Annotated in this window: 10 protein-coding genes and 1 pseudogene; 4 read left to right on the top strand and 7 right to left on the bottom strand. The window is 48.1% G+C overall.

All coding sequences use genetic code 11. The features are described 5' to 3' along the window. Positions 1-175 precede the first annotated feature (175 nt). Positions 176-3,601, top strand: coding sequence for a protein O-mannosyl-transferase family (locus tag BQ7483_RS15145; protein ID WP_022021808.1), 3,426 nt, complete (start codon positions 176-178; stop codon positions 3,599-3,601). A gap of 83 nt (positions 3,602-3,684) precedes the next feature. After that, a complete protein-coding gene (locus BQ7483_RS15140; RefSeq protein WP_072546461.1) occupies positions 3,685-4,347 on the top strand; it encodes a polysaccharide deacetylase family protein in 663 nt (220 codons plus the stop codon). 52 nt (positions 4,348-4,399) lie between these two features. On the opposite strand, the gene BQ7483_RS15135 is transcribed toward BQ7483_RS15140, so the two are convergent. From BQ7483_RS15135 to BQ7483_RS15125, 3 genes are all read right to left on the bottom strand, one after another. Next, on the bottom strand, positions 4,400-6,580 hold the full coding sequence (locus BQ7483_RS15135) for a fimbrillin family protein (RefSeq protein WP_072546460.1): 2,181 nt from the start codon (positions 6,578-6,580) through the stop codon (positions 4,400-4,402). Positions 6,581-6,600: 20 nt separating this feature from the next. Next, positions 6,601-7,836: a BACON domain-containing protein gene (locus BQ7483_RS15130; protein ID WP_162274261.1), complete on the bottom strand. Its 1,236-nt coding sequence runs from the start codon at positions 7,834-7,836 to the stop codon at positions 6,601-6,603. 91 nt (positions 7,837-7,927) lie between these two features. Continuing rightward, a complete protein-coding gene (locus tag BQ7483_RS15125; RefSeq protein ID WP_235847381.1) occupies positions 7,928-8,803 on the bottom strand; it encodes a hypothetical protein in 876 nt (291 codons plus the stop codon). A gap of 125 nt (positions 8,804-8,928) precedes the next feature. On the opposite strand from BQ7483_RS15125, the gene BQ7483_RS15120 reads away from it, so the two are divergent. Together BQ7483_RS15120 and BQ7483_RS17365 are read left to right on the top strand one after the other, a co-directional pair. After that, entirely contained in the window at positions 8,929-9,834 is a 906-nt protein-coding gene (locus BQ7483_RS15120; protein ID WP_072544396.1) for an IS982 family transposase, read from the top strand. 241 nt (positions 9,835-10,075) lie between these two features. After that, complete coding sequence (locus BQ7483_RS17365) at positions 10,076-10,234, top strand: response regulator transcription factor (protein WP_235847380.1); 159 nt, start codon at positions 10,076-10,078, stop codon at positions 10,232-10,234. Between the two features lie 27 nt (positions 10,235-10,261). Here the strand turns inward: BQ7483_RS17365 and BQ7483_RS15110 are convergent, their stop codons facing one another. From BQ7483_RS15110 to BQ7483_RS15095, 4 genes and pseudogenes are all read right to left on the bottom strand, one after another. Beyond that, on the bottom strand, positions 10,262-11,491 hold the full coding sequence (locus BQ7483_RS15110; protein WP_072546458.1) for a DUF4861 domain-containing protein: 1,230 nt from the start codon (positions 11,489-11,491) through the stop codon (positions 10,262-10,264). 119 nt (positions 11,492-11,610) lie between these two features. Continuing rightward, positions 11,611-12,414: a gluconate 5-dehydrogenase gene (locus BQ7483_RS15105; RefSeq protein WP_072546457.1), complete on the bottom strand. Its 804-nt coding sequence runs from the start codon at positions 12,412-12,414 to the stop codon at positions 11,611-11,613. Between the two features lie 293 nt (positions 12,415-12,707). Continuing rightward, a complete protein-coding gene (locus tag BQ7483_RS15100; RefSeq protein ID WP_072546456.1) occupies positions 12,708-13,463 on the bottom strand; it encodes an exodeoxyribonuclease III in 756 nt (251 codons plus the stop codon). Between the two features lie 671 nt (positions 13,464-14,134). Then, positions 14,135-14,347 (bottom strand): annotated as a pseudogene (locus BQ7483_RS15095) (MobV family relaxase); the annotation flags it as partial. Positions 14,348-14,514: the final 167 nt, after the last annotated feature.

The raw sequence follows: 14,514 nt of genomic DNA, 5'->3' as shown, positions 1-14,514 counted from the left end.
GTTTTGCATCAAAGAAAGCAATGTTTTGGTGTAAAACATTGCCGCATTCTACATGCACATCCTTTAAGCTATCCTAATAATCAGTCCCATCGGCATGCTTTTCAGTACGAAATGCTTATATTTGCGACGTTTTTATAGAAACATCGCAGATTATAACGTTATATCTACACGCTGAATGAAACAGTACAAGTTCGTAAACAACCTCGTCGGTTGGATTACTTTCCTTATCGCGGCCACGGTCTACTGCCTGACCATCGAGCCGACCGCCAGTTTCTGGGACTGCCCGGAATTCATCACCACCGGTTATAAACTGGAAGTGGGACACCCGCCTGGAGCACCGTTCTTCATGCTCGTGGCCAACTTCTTCTCGCTCTTCGCCTCCGGCCCCTCGGAAGTGGCACGGATGGTGAACTATATGAGCGCGCTGATGAGCGGCGCCTGCATCCTGTTCCTCTTCTGGAGCATCACGCACCTGGTGCGCAAGCTGGTCATCAAGGACGAAAACCACATCACCCGCGGACAGATGGTCACCATCATGGGCAGCGGACTGGTGGGTGCGCTGGCCTATACGTTCAGCGACACGTTCTGGTTCTCGGCCGTCGAGGGCGAGGTATACGCGTTCTCGTCGCTGTTCACCGCCATCGTGTTCTGGCTGATATTGAAGTGGGAAGACGTGGCCGACCAGCCTCACAGCGACCGCTGGCTCATCCTGATAGCCTACCTGACGGGACTTAGCATCGGCGTCCACCTGCTGAACCTGCTCTGCCTGCCCGCCATCGTGCTGGTTTACTACTATAAGAAGGTGCCCCACGCCAACGCGAAAGGCTCGCTGCTGGCACTCATCGGCTCTGCCGTACTGGTAGCCGTCGTGCTCTACGGCATCGTGCCGGGCATCGTGAAGGTAGGCGGATGGTTCGAACTGCTGTTCGTCAACACGCTGGGCATGCCGTTCAACACGGGCGTCATCGTCTACATCATTCTGCTGGCCGCCTGTCTCATTTGGGGTGTGTACGAAAGCTACACCGAGAAGGACAAGCTGCGCATGGCCCTCTCGTTCGTCCTGACCATCGCCATGCTGGGCATCCCGTTCTACGGACATGGAGCCAGCGCCGTGGTCATCGGCATCGTGGTCATCGCCCTGCTGTGGCTCTACCTCAGCCCGAAGATGCAGGCCCGCATGAAGGAGAAATACCGCGTCAGCGCCCGCACGCTGAACACCGCCCTGCTGTGCACCATGATGATGGTCATCGGCTACTCGTCGTACGCCCTCATCGTCATCCGCTCCACGGCCAACACGCCGATGGACCAGAACTCACCCGAAGACATCTTCACGCTGGGCGAATACCTGGGCCGCGAGCAGTATGGCACGCGCCCGCTGTTCTACGGACCTGCTTACACCTCGAAAGTGGCCCTCGACGTCAAGGACGGCTACTGCCAGCCGCGCATCTCGTACAACGGTACCAAGTTCATCCGCAAGGAAAAGGCTACGCCCGACGAAAAGGACTCGTACATCGAAATACCCGGACGCATTGAATACGAATATGCACAGAACATGCTCTTCCCCCGCATGTACAGCAGCCTGCACACGCAGCAATACGAAAGCTGGCAGGAAGTCAAAGGCTACGAAGTGCCCTACGACCAGTGCGGCGAGATGATTATGGTGAAGATGCCCACCCAGTGGGAGAACATCAAGTTCTTCTTCTCCTACCAGCTCAACTGGATGTACTGGCGCTACTTCATGTGGAACTTCGTGGGCCGTCAGAACGACCTGCAAGGCTTCGGCGAGATAGAGCACGGCAACTGGATTACGGGCATCGACTTCATCGACAACCTGCTGGTGGGCGACCAGACCCTGCTCCCCACCGAGCTCAAGGAGAACAAGGGACACAACGTATTCTACGGCCTGCCCCTGTTGCTGGGCATCATCGGTCTGCTGTGGCAGGCCTACCGCGGACAGAAGGGCATCCAGCAGTTCTGGATAGTCTTCTTCCTGTTCTTCATGACGGGCATCGCCATCGTGCTCTACCTCAACCAGACGCCCAGCCAGCCGCGTGAACGCGACTATGCCTACGCCGGTTCGTTCTACGCCTTCGCCATCTGGATCGGCATGGGTGTGGCCGGACTGATACAGTTGCTGAGCAAGTGGATGCGGGGCAAAGCTGCCGCCCAGGCCGAAACATCGGGCGAAGGCGCAGAAGCTTCCGAACTGAAACCCTCGCTGGCCGTTGCCCTCATCGTCTCCGTCGTCTGCCTGCTGGTACCCATCCAGATGGCCAGCCAGACTTGGGACGACCACGACCGCAGCGACCGCTACATGGCACGCGACTTCGGCGAGAACTACCTGATGTCCCTCCAAGAGAGCGGAAACCCCATCATCTATACCAACGGCGACAACGACACCTTCCCCCTGTGGTACAGCCAGGAGACCGAAGGCTGCCGCACAGACGCGCGTACCTGCAACCTGTCGTACCTCAACACCGACTGGTACATCGACCAGATGAAGCGTCCGGCCTACGACTCACCGTCGCTCCCCATCACCTGGGACCGCATGGACTACGTCGAAGGGACCAACGAATACATCCCCGTCCAGCCCGAGTACAAGAAGAGCATCGACGCCCTCTATGCACAGGCTGAGAAGGAAGCGCTCGCAGGCAACCCCGAAGCCAAGATCAACGTGCAGAAGGAGTTCGGCGAGAATCCCTACGAACTGAAGAACATTCTGAAGTACTGGGTACGCAACAAGAACAAGGACCTGCAGGTTATCCCCACGGACAGCGTGGTCATCAAGGTGGACAAGGAAGCCGTACGCCGCAGCGGCATGCTGCTGCCGGGCGACTCCATCCCCGACTACATGCCCATCAAGCTCCGCACCAAGGACAACCAGGGCAACTACCACCCCAAGCGTGCGCTCTACAAGAACGAACTGATGATGCTCGAAATGCTGGCCGAAGCCAACTGGGAGCGTCCCATCTACATCGCCGTCAGCGTAGGTAACGAGAACCAGCTCGGCCTGGACAACTATTTCATCCAGGAAGGTCTGGCCTACCGCTTCACTCCCTTCGACACCAACAAGACCGGCGTGAAGATAGACAGCGAAAAGATGTACGACAACTTGATGAACAAGTTCAAGTTCGGTGGCATCGACAAACCCGGCATCTACATCGACGAGAACGCCATGCGCATGTGCTACTCGCACCGCCGCATCTTCTCGCAGCTCATCGGGCAGCTGCTGGCCGAAGGAAAGAACGACAAGGCCCGTGCCGCTCTGGAATATGCTGAGAAGATGATTCCGGCCGAGAATGTGCCCTACGACTGGCAGAACGGATCTCTCCAGATGGCCGAAGCCTGGTACAAGCTGGGCGAAACCGAGAAAGGCGACCGCATAGCCCAGGCCCTTGCCGACAAGGCCGTAGAATACATGACCTGGTACATGAGCCTCGACGAAGGCCGCTTCATGATTTCCACCCAAGAGTACGAGTACCACTGGGCCCTGCTCAACGAGGAAGTTAAGAAGATGGAACAATACAAGTCTCCGCTGGCCAAGACCTACCGGGCCAAGTTGGAAGAACTGTATGATATGTATGTAAACAGAATGAAATAAGCGGTTAGCGGTGAGTGGTGAGTATTCCAGCAATTCACTACTCACCGTTAACCGCTAATCACTTACCGTTAACCACTACCACCGTGTTCATCGAGCAACCCCCCGAATTATTTCGCAAACTCTACCCCAGTGCTCTGTGGCGGATGAATCCCGACGAGAAAGCCGTTTATCTGACTTTCGACGACGGTCCCATCCCCGTAGTAACCCCGTGGGTGCTCGACCTGCTGGACAAGCACGGCGTCAAAGCCACCTTCTTCATGGTGGGCGACAACATCCGCAAGCATCCCAAGGAGTTCCGCATGGTTGTGGAGCGCGGCCACCGCATCGGCAACCACACCTTCAACCACATCCGCGGCTTCAGCCGCAAATACTTCACCTCCTACAGCTATCTGGAGAATACGGAAGAGGCCAACGACTTCATGCTCTCCATCTGCGACCCCGAAACGACCGACAAGGCCCTCCGCCCCCTCCTGTTCCGTCCGCCGCACGGCCACATGGGCTGGGCCCAATACATGGTCCTGAAACGGAAATACAAGATTGTGATGTGGGACCTCGTCACCCGCGACTACAGCAAGAAGCTCCGCGGTCCGCAGGTGCTGGCCAACGTCATGCGCTACGCCCGCAACGGCTCCATCATCACCTTCCACGACTCCCTCAAGTCGTGGGACAACGGCAATCTGCAATACGCCCTTCCCCGTGCCCTCAGCTTCCTGAAGGAGGAAGGGTATGAGTTCAAGGTGCTGTAAACCCATATTTCCCCTATGAAGAAAAGAAAATGTTTCCTATCCAAGTTTTAGATTAATCTCCAAACAAATTAGCAACAAAATCAAATATATCTTCATTCGTTTCAGGATATCCATGTAGATACTTCATATGAGGACCACCTCCATATCCACAATAAATAAGGTATGCAAAAGAATCTATGATATAAAATTGTCCGTAAGCACTACCATCAGCACAAGCTGAAAAATAATTATTTGGAAACAAATATGAACTTACTTTATTATAAGGATTGTTCCCCTTATTATCTACACAAATAAGTTTAGCACTTGGCATATACGACATTATCTCCTGCATTCTAGAATCTGTCATAACAAAACTTTGATTCACATAAATATCAAGTCCTTTATCACCATATAACTTCATTAGGGTTTCCATCTTCTTTGGCCACTCCATGCCATCATTATTCATAGCCATACCTTCCTCTGCCAAATTCCATAAGATAGTATATCTATTAGACTTAAATATTTCAGCAAAGTTGTACTCAACCCCATCCGTCGATTTCAAATTACAAGTCCACCAAGGGATATCCGTTTTATCAAACACATAAGGTTCATAATTCTGCAGCATTATCTGATACAGATATATGGGAAATATTTCATGGTGCAATATCACTTCAGGAATTTTACCTGAGAGCAAGTTATTTGAAATATTATACCCGAATCTGTTCCATCCCATATTTGGATCATTTTGTATTTCTACCATATTATCCAGAATTTTCACATGACTTTCCGGAATACTTCCTGTAAAAGCATTGTCATCAACAAAAAATGTTTTTATAAACAATCCTTGTTCATCAGAAATTTCAGGAAGAGAGCCCGTCAACATACATGATGATGCCTCAAAACGTTCCAGATATGGCCAGTATGGGAAAAATGAAGCAATCTCGCCATCTATGCCATAATAACTTCCATCTTCTTTCATATTTCTATTGTCTGAAATACATATTTCTCTAATCTTTGTAAGCTGTTTCATTGATTCAGGCAATTTCCCATATAACTGGCTATTAATAGCACTAAAACTTTCCAAATTCTTTAATGCAGAGAAATCAATCTTTGATATATCCATGTTCCAAGGAGTATAGCTGATGGAAAGATACCTAAGGCTACTCAAGGTATTAATATTCTTAAAAGATTCTTCAGCGTCCAATTTTCCACTTATAGCTAAGTTCCTCAAATACCTTAAATTAGCAATTTCTTTAGGTATAAAACCAACATAAGAATTTCCACTAGCATATAATGACACAACCATTCCGACTTCATTCACTTCTACTCCAGCCCATTCACTTACGGGTTTATCACTACACCAATTATCCTGATTAATCCAATCTTTTCCTCCTGCCGCATTATACAATGCAACCAAAGCCTCACGTTCTTTGGTCTTGGCAGTCTCTATTTCGTTATCTAAATCAAGCGTATAAACATTTCCAGCCAGGAATCCCCCAGCGGGTGCTTGCTTTGTCAGTAAACAAACATCCAAAGCGTAATCTAATAAATTGATGTTCAACACAGCATTCTCACTTTGAGGAAGAATTGCTATGTAACAGGTAATTTCCTTTGTAGTGACAGTATCGGGTATGTGATACATGACATTGTCTACAACACCAGTCACTTCACCATTCTTTAGATTAAACGTATTTTCATAGTCAACTCCTATATTTTCTGACGAAGTAATTTGAATCCACGAACCTGTGCTACCCGGTTTCAGTAAACTGGAGGGCAGACTGATTTTCAAGTAAGCATATAAATGTTTAAATCGTAATAATACCTGATTGTTACTAACTTTTTCTTTTGCATAAAGAACATCATAAGAGCTCGCATAATAATCCTGTATACTATTACCCTGTATTCTAACTATATCTTTCTTATCAAACGATTGACTATCTACTTGAGGGTAATAGGCATAAACACTATCACCTTCCACTGCCTGCAACTGTTCAGCAGTATTTTCAAAATATGTTTCCGCTCCTGATGTTTCCGCTGAAAAGCCCAAATTATATTGATCTTCTGTACATATTCCTATTACATCTCCCTGATTCCAAGTCACATGGATGGCATCATCATCTTCAGTAAAAGTAGTACGCGTGGAAGGGATACTAGCAATCACGTGAACACCCTGACCTGTTATAGTCGTAAAAACGTCTTCCTCATAACATGCCGCAAAAAATAAAGCTATAATTAAATATATTATTCTTTTCATAGATCATTCATTTAAATCATTTACCATGGTTGAATAGGAATATCATCAATGTTTCCATCCGTTTGGAATTTTCCTCTTTGAACAACCGTTATCACTTGACTAAAACCATCAGCTTTCAATGTAATTATTGCCTTACGAGACTCATCTGCATTATTCCCATCAACTTCAAAAATCAATGCATGTTCCACCAAACCACGTGTTGCAACTATCTGTCGTATCCAATCGGCATCTATATCTATCTTAAAATCCACATTAGCATTCACTGTAAACTCCAACCTCCCGCCTTCCGCATCCATTGTATATTCATCCTCTGCAATGACAATCGCATCTTTCTGGGCCTGAGTCACAATCAGCTTCTCCTGCAAACCATTTTCTTCATCAACAAAGTATATCTCAGCCGTCCGCGCATCATAACTTTCGTTCACAGCTACCGTGAAGTAATGTGTATAGGCTGAAAAGGCACGGGTAGAAGTCTCCGTAATCCAAGGAGCATCAGGCATCACTACCTTATACGACGTATTGCTTTTCAGCTCCACCTGAATGGTTTCACCGTCGGAAGGTACTGTATATTCTTTCTGCGACAGCAGAATGGCTGGCTCACTGCCCGCCTGATAAACTGTAACTTCTTCTCTTAAGTCATTACCACGCAGGGTAATGACCGCCTGACGGACAGACACATCCGGATTTTCTGCCACTTGAAAGCTCAAGGTAGAAGTCGTAAGACCACGGGTAGAAGAAGATACAGCAGTCAGCCAACTCTTGGCCGATTCTTCTATCTCATAAGTTACAGTCACATTAGCCTGCAATTCAATACCGAAAGTTCCGCCCTCTGCATCCATTTCTACCTTATGAGAATTGACCAGCAAAGCATCCTTCTGCTTTTGTGTGACAGTAATGGTCTGCTGCGCATTCCCACAAGTCAGTAGAACAGCTGCATTCCTTTCGTCATACGATTCATTGGGCTGCGCACTAATCTGAAGCGTCACGGTACCCGCCCCTCCCTGTGTAGGAGAAACACTCAGCCAGTCCAGCGTGCGGGTTACGGCACTGACACTGGCTGTCCAATCACCCGAAGCCGTAAATGTCACGGTGGATGTACCACCGTCTGATCCTACCACAGGACGCACATCCACCTCACCTTCCATTTCAATGGAAGGCTCTTCAGGCGCCGAATTGTTTTCGGTATCACTACAACCCATATAAAGCCATCCTATTATAAATAAGAAAGCTGTCAAAATAAAGAATCTGTATTTCATACCCATCACTTTTATCTAAATAAACGACAGTGTATTTCCGTCTTCTCTGCAGACAGAAATACACTAGCCATTCAACCATCCTAACTTTTGATTATTCTTGCTTCTCCATTTCACCTTCCATACCTAAAAGCACCATATTCCAGCCTTGGAATGCCAGCCAAAGGGCAACCAATGATATCAAACCGACAATCATTCCTGTCAGCGGGAATAAATCGATGAAGGCCGCGATCAACAATACAATCATACTGAAACATAACTTTCCGGCACCATTCTGACCTTCGACACCCAAGGTAGCCGAACGCTTCATGGCACTATAACCCAAATATTCTACAACGAAAGCAATAATCAACAAAATACCGGCAATGATACCTCCCAACAATGGAATCCAACCGAACACTACGGCCACAAGACTCAGGATAACAGCAATCTTCAAACGTGATACACCCTTGACACCATCGGCATCCAGACTTTCCTTCAGCTTGGCCAAACCGATGAAATAGAGAATCAAACCAACCAAAGCTGCAACAGCCGTCAAGGTCGTATCACCGATACCATCATACACATGCAGCAGAATAGCCATCAAGATCAGATAAGCACCCTGGCTTCCCCAGTTCTTCCATTGTATATTGAGGCAGCTCTTGCTCATAAAGAGTGCTATCAACAAGGCTACCAGGCCCACGTAATCCAACCAAACAGGCATATTAGGAATCAGTGACAATAAAGCGACAAACAAACCGCCCCCCGCCAAAACCCAAAAAGGTACTGACAAGGAATTTCCCATTGCCTGATAAAAAGAAAACAGAGCTATTCCACCGAGCACAATGCCAACTAACTGACAGCAAAATACCGGAATATCAAAATCAGGAACACCCAATAAAGACCCCAAATCGGGCAACAAGGTGCATACAACCAACAACATACCAAACTGTAACTGCAAAAATTTTTGTTTCTTCACTTTCTCTTCCATGGCTATTTTTTTTAGTTAACGTGAATTCGATATAAGTAAATAAATATCTCATTGAAAATTAGAAACATAGCGATAAAAGTATTAAATTTATAGTACTCAATTATAACATTTAAACGATTACCGCTATGTTCTCAGAGTCTAAAATTACGGAAATTTATTGTATGGCCGATGATTTTTGCAAGGAATTTGCGTTGCAACAAGAAAAATATATGATTGAAGACAAGAAGGCTAGACATCGTAACAAGCCTAACCGTATGAGCGATGCAGAGATTATGGTGATTCTTATCCTGTTTCACTCGGGCGGTTTCCGCTGCTTCAAGCATTATTACAAGGAATATGTCTGCAAACATCTGAAGCACCTTTTCCCGAGACAGGTTTCCTATAACCGTTTTGTGGAACTGGAGAAGGAATTACTGCTCCCCCTGACCATTTTCATCAAGAAAGTCCTGTTGGGGACATGTACCGGCATCAGTTTTGTCGATTCTACAGTCCTGCGTGTCTGTCGCAACCAACGTATATTGATTCACAAAACATTTGAGGGGCTTGCCGAGCGTGGGAGAAGTTCCATGGGTTGGTTCTTCGGATTCAAATTGCACCTGATAATCAATGACAAGGGCGAAATCCTGAATTTCATGCTCACTCCCGGAAACGTGGATGACCGCGAGCCTCTGAAGCAAGGCCGGTTCCTGGAAAACATAAAGGGGAAATTATGTGCCGACAAAGGATATATTGGCCAGGCTCTGTTCGAGAATCTTTTCCTTAACGGCATACAACTTGTCACCAAGGTCAAAAACAATATGAAAAATTCACTGATGAGCATCGCCGACAAGATCCTGCTCAGAAAAAGAGCCTTGATTGAAACGGTCAATGACGAACTGAAGAACATTGCGCAGATAGAGCATTCCAGACACCGTTCATTCAATAACTTCATTGCAAATACGCTGTCTGCTATCGCGGCATACTGTTTTTTTGAGAAGAAGCCCGCCATTGATGTGAACTTTATCAATGACGGGCAACTGGCTATCTTCTGATTCTTATTTCGAACTCACGTTAGTTAGTAAAAAGTTATCAGCATCTCTATTAAAAAGGAGCTCGCAAGTTTCAATCTTTATTCTGCCAAAAATAATGTTTTTTTATTAATATTCAAAAAAAACGAATAAAATAATTGCACAAGTTGATGGATTTTCGGAGATAATATCGCAATTTATCACGAACATGGCATCTGAACTTATAAAGACTTGTTTCTCAACGTTCCTAGACTATAAAAAAGAAGTGCTGGCCTATCTCTCGAAAGGACTCAGCACTTCTGAAATATCTGACCGGCTATTTCTCAGCGTCAATACCATCCAAACCTACCGCAAGCGTCTGATAGAAAAGCTGGAGGCCAAAAATGTAGCCGAATGGGTCTATAAAGGAAAAGGATTGTTTTAACAACTCTTTCCCTGAAAAGGAATCATATTACTGAACGCTCACCTCCAGCGGATTGCGGACCTTCTGCGCATAGGCAGATACGTAGGCATTCCAGGCGGCGGCATCCTTGATGTCGGCCTTGTCCCAACCGAAGCCCCAGTAATAGGTGTACTCCGAACCGGGTTCGTAGTCGCTGAAAGCCAGCACGTGTCCTTCGGCATTGCCGTGCTGCTTCTTCTCCTCGTCCGTGTACTTCACTACCTTGGCTTCCTTGACATTGGCGGGGAACACAGCACCTACAAAGATGTTACCATTACCTTCGCCTGTCGTGGGGTCCACATAAGTCATATAACCGTTTCCGGCATCGGTCACCACCGCACCGTCATCGTGCAGAACGATGCCTGTCACAACCGGCATAGCCTCCTGCAAACCGGCATAGACAACAAGTGTCTTGTTGAGGTGCGAACCGGCATCCAGCGTAATGACACGCGTCTCCACCACATTGCTGTCGCCCTTCACGGTCAGCGGATTGAACTCCAGCTTTACCGTAAAGCGCAAGGGACCGTTGTCCAATACCTCAAAATCCTTGTAGCACCAGGGATAGACAATCTCGCCGTCGGCCACCAGCGCAGCCACGCCCGCACCCAACGTCGGACCTACGGCATAACAGTCCATGCCATATCCGTGGTCTATATGATAGGAAATGGACTGCAACAGCTCCGAGGCGGCCTTCGGATCGGTTTTCCTCAGTTCCGCTGCCCGCGCACGGGTTTCCTTATCCAATTCCTTGGCATAGAAATCCTCCAGAACCGGTTCCGATGTTCCCCGTTTCAGGAACAGGTCGTAACCGAAACCGCGCTCACCCGTCTGCTGCAAGGCCGGACCGTAGGCACGGAAGGCCACAAGATCGTTCTCCCAAGCCATGTCGTCCAGACGTTCGGGATACTGACGGCCGCAGGTCTTCACCTCAACGGGCTGGGGCGTGCCTTCCTGAATGATATAGGAAGCCTTGCCGCCGGCAGCCACTGTGGCAGGGAAGATCACTTTGTCGTCATAGGTAATCTGATAGGGGACCTCCGTCCCTTCGGCATCGAGTACCACAATCTGTGCCGTGTCGGCCAACTGCAAGCGACGGGCAATTTCGTCCATGGACACCTCCACCATCTCGCCCGAACGTTCCATATCAAGCGGATTGCTGACAACGACCGTCATCGGACGGTTGTCCGCACAGGCCATCAGTACACTGGCAGCCAGGCAGGATAAAATCATTTTCTTCATAAACAGGTAAATAGAAAGATGTGTTTTCAGATAAAAAAGAAAAATGGATAATTGAAGCCGGAAGGCAATCCTTCCGCTCCAATTATCCATTGTATAAGGTATACCTAAACCAAAACAGGTTATTTAGGTTGTTTGCCAATGTATGCCAGGATACCGCCATCCACGTAGAGGATGTGGCCGTTTACGGCATTGGAAGCCTCAGAAGCGAGGAACACGGCAGGACCGGTCAGTTCCTGCGGGTCGAGCCAACGGCCGGCCGGAGTCTTGGCGCAAATGAACAGGTCGAACGGATGACGGCTGCCGTCGGGTTGCTTTTCACGCAACGGAGCAGTCTGCGGAGTGGCGATGTAGCCCGGGCCGATGCCGTTGCACTGGATGTTGTATTCGCCGTATTCGGAGCAGATGTTGCGGGTCAGCATCTTCAGACCACCCTTGGCAGCAGCATAAGCCGATACCGTCTCACGACCCAGCTCGGACATCATGGAGCAGATGTTGATGATCTTACCGTGTCTTCTCTGCATCATGCTGGGCAATACGGCCTTGGATACGATGAACGGAGCGTTCAGGTCGATGTCGATTACCTTACGGAACTCAGAAGCTGCCATCTCGTGCATCGGAACACGACGGATGATACCGGCATTGTTCACCAGAATGTCGATGGGGCCTACCTCTTTCTCAATCTGGGCAACCATGGCCTGTACGGCAGGTTCGTCCGTCACGTCGCATACGTAGCCGTGTACGGGGATACCTTTTTCTTTATAAGAAGCCAAACCTCTGTCTACCAACTCCTGATTGATGTCGTTGAAGCAGATTTTTGCACCCTGTTCTGCAAAGGCGGAAGCGATTGCAAAACCAATACCGTAGGAAGCACCTGTTACGAGGGCTACCTTACCTTCCAAAGAAAAATTCAAATAAGGATTCATAACGTTTAAATATTAGATTAAACTTAAGTTTTTTCAGTCTGTCGTCAGCGGAAAGTTCTGACAGACGCCTGTTCCTCAGGTATGGCCTGGCTTCCACCCGGCTGGTTTGTCTTCATGGCTCTCCTCTTCCGCCGCATCCGGAACAGGGCTACATGCCCTCCGTTTGCGTACACGATGCAAATGTAGCAAAAGAAAACGGACTCTGCTTACTTTTTTGTACGAATTATCTATTAATATTGTACAAAACGGGCAGAAAAAGGAGTTTGCCTGCCATGCAGAATCGAATGTATCAATTAAAGATTGATGTCCACTTCCACCGGGCAATGGTCTGAGCCGTAGATATCGGTATGTATCTTAGCGTCGGTGAGCTTTTCGCGCAGGCGGTTGGATACGAGGAAATAGTCGATGCGCCAGCCGGCATTCTTCTCACGCGCACGGAAGCGGTAGGACCACCACGAATAGATGTCGCGCTGGTCGGGGTAGAAGTAGCGGAAGGTATCGGTAAAGCCGCTCTCGAGTAGGGTGGTGAACTTGGCGCGCTCTTCGTCGGTGAAGCCTGCGTTGCGGCGGTTGGTCTTGGGGTTCTTCAGGTCGATTTCCTGATGGGCCACGTTCAGGTCGCCGCACACGATGACGGTTTTTTTCGCGTCGAGCGCCAGGAGATAGGCGCGGAAGTCGTCGTCCCACGTCATGCGGTAGTCCAGGCGGCGCAGCTCGTCCTGCGAGTTGGGCGTATAGACAGTGACGAGGTAGAAGTCGGGCATCTCCATCGTAATGACGCGTCCTTCCTTGTCATGGTGTTCGATGTCGATGCCACGGGTGACGCTCAGCGGCTGGTGGCGTGTATAGATGGCCGTGCCTGAATAACCTTTTTTCTCGGCGTAGTTCCAGTAGGAGGTGTAGCCGTCAAACTGCAGGTCCAGCTGGCCTTCCTGCATCTTGGTCTCTTGCAGGCAGAAAAAGTCGGCGTCGAGCCGTCGGAAAGCTTCGATGAAGCCCTTGTCTTTACAGGCGCGTAGCCCGTTCACATTCCAGGAGATAAATTTCATGTCTATCGTTTTGTTCTTTTCATTAATAGATGATGCATGGGCAAACATACGAAAAAAAACTCGTTTTTTAATGTGGAAGCCTGTAAAATATGGTACTGGAATTCGAGTAGGTGGAGGAAGTTGTCATCGTATGTCCTGAAATCAGGACAACCTGGTATGTTTCCTACCTGCCTTCCCCTTTTAAGGTAAAACCTTTCTCTCGTTGAGAGAGAACCTTTCCCTCGTTAAGAAAGAACACTTCCCTCGTTAAGAGAGAACACTTCTCTCGTTAAGAGAAAGCAGTTCTCTCGTTATGAGAAAAGGTTTCTCATTTTGTGAGAGTGGGGTAGAAACTCTTTTTGTTGATAATCAGGACTCTGTCTCGTGTCGGTAGATATGCTTGCTGTACACCAGTTCCGCATCAATACCGCTTGCGGGCGTTTCTTTTCGTCCATTCGCTTGCCGCAAAGGCGTTGCATGTCATAAATATTGTCGCTATAGGACAAAATTATCAGTAATAGAAGTTTGTTTTTTAGTGCAACCGCATAAAAACAAGTTATTTTCCGTAATTTTAGACTCTGAGAACATAGCGGTAATCGTTTAAATGTTATAATTGAGTACTATAAATTTAATACTTTTATCGCTATGTTTCTAATTTTCAATGAGATATTTATTTACTTATATCGAATTCACGTTATCTTACGTTTGATACCAGCCGTACGGATACGGTGACTTATCGCTTCGGTACGGTCGGACACTCCATCAGGAAACTCCACCAGTTCACGGTTGAGATGTGTACGTGTAGGGTCTGCGTTCTTGGGTATGGTCTTACGTTCTATGTGGTCGGATGCGCCCGTGTCAGCCGAGCCTTTCGCTTTGTTGATTTGAATGCTTATATATCCCATGCTTGTTTTTCGTTTTCAGGTTTGACAATTTGGTTTGTTGGTTTCCGTCTGCTGCGGTCATGCCGCATGGCAAACGGGGGTGTCCAGAGGGGTGTAACCCCGTTGGCTCATTGGGGCATTTTTAGCTGTGCCTGCACTGCGTAAAGAAAATGCCCTAATGAGCTATG

Origin of the sequence: Mediterranea massiliensis (genome assembly GCF_900128475.1) — a bacterium.
Classification (GTDB): domain Bacteria; phylum Bacteroidota; class Bacteroidia; order Bacteroidales; family Bacteroidaceae; genus Bacteroides; species Bacteroides massiliensis_E.
Note: the sequence above shows the minus strand (reverse complement) of the source record. Positions and strands in the feature narration are given on the sequence as shown.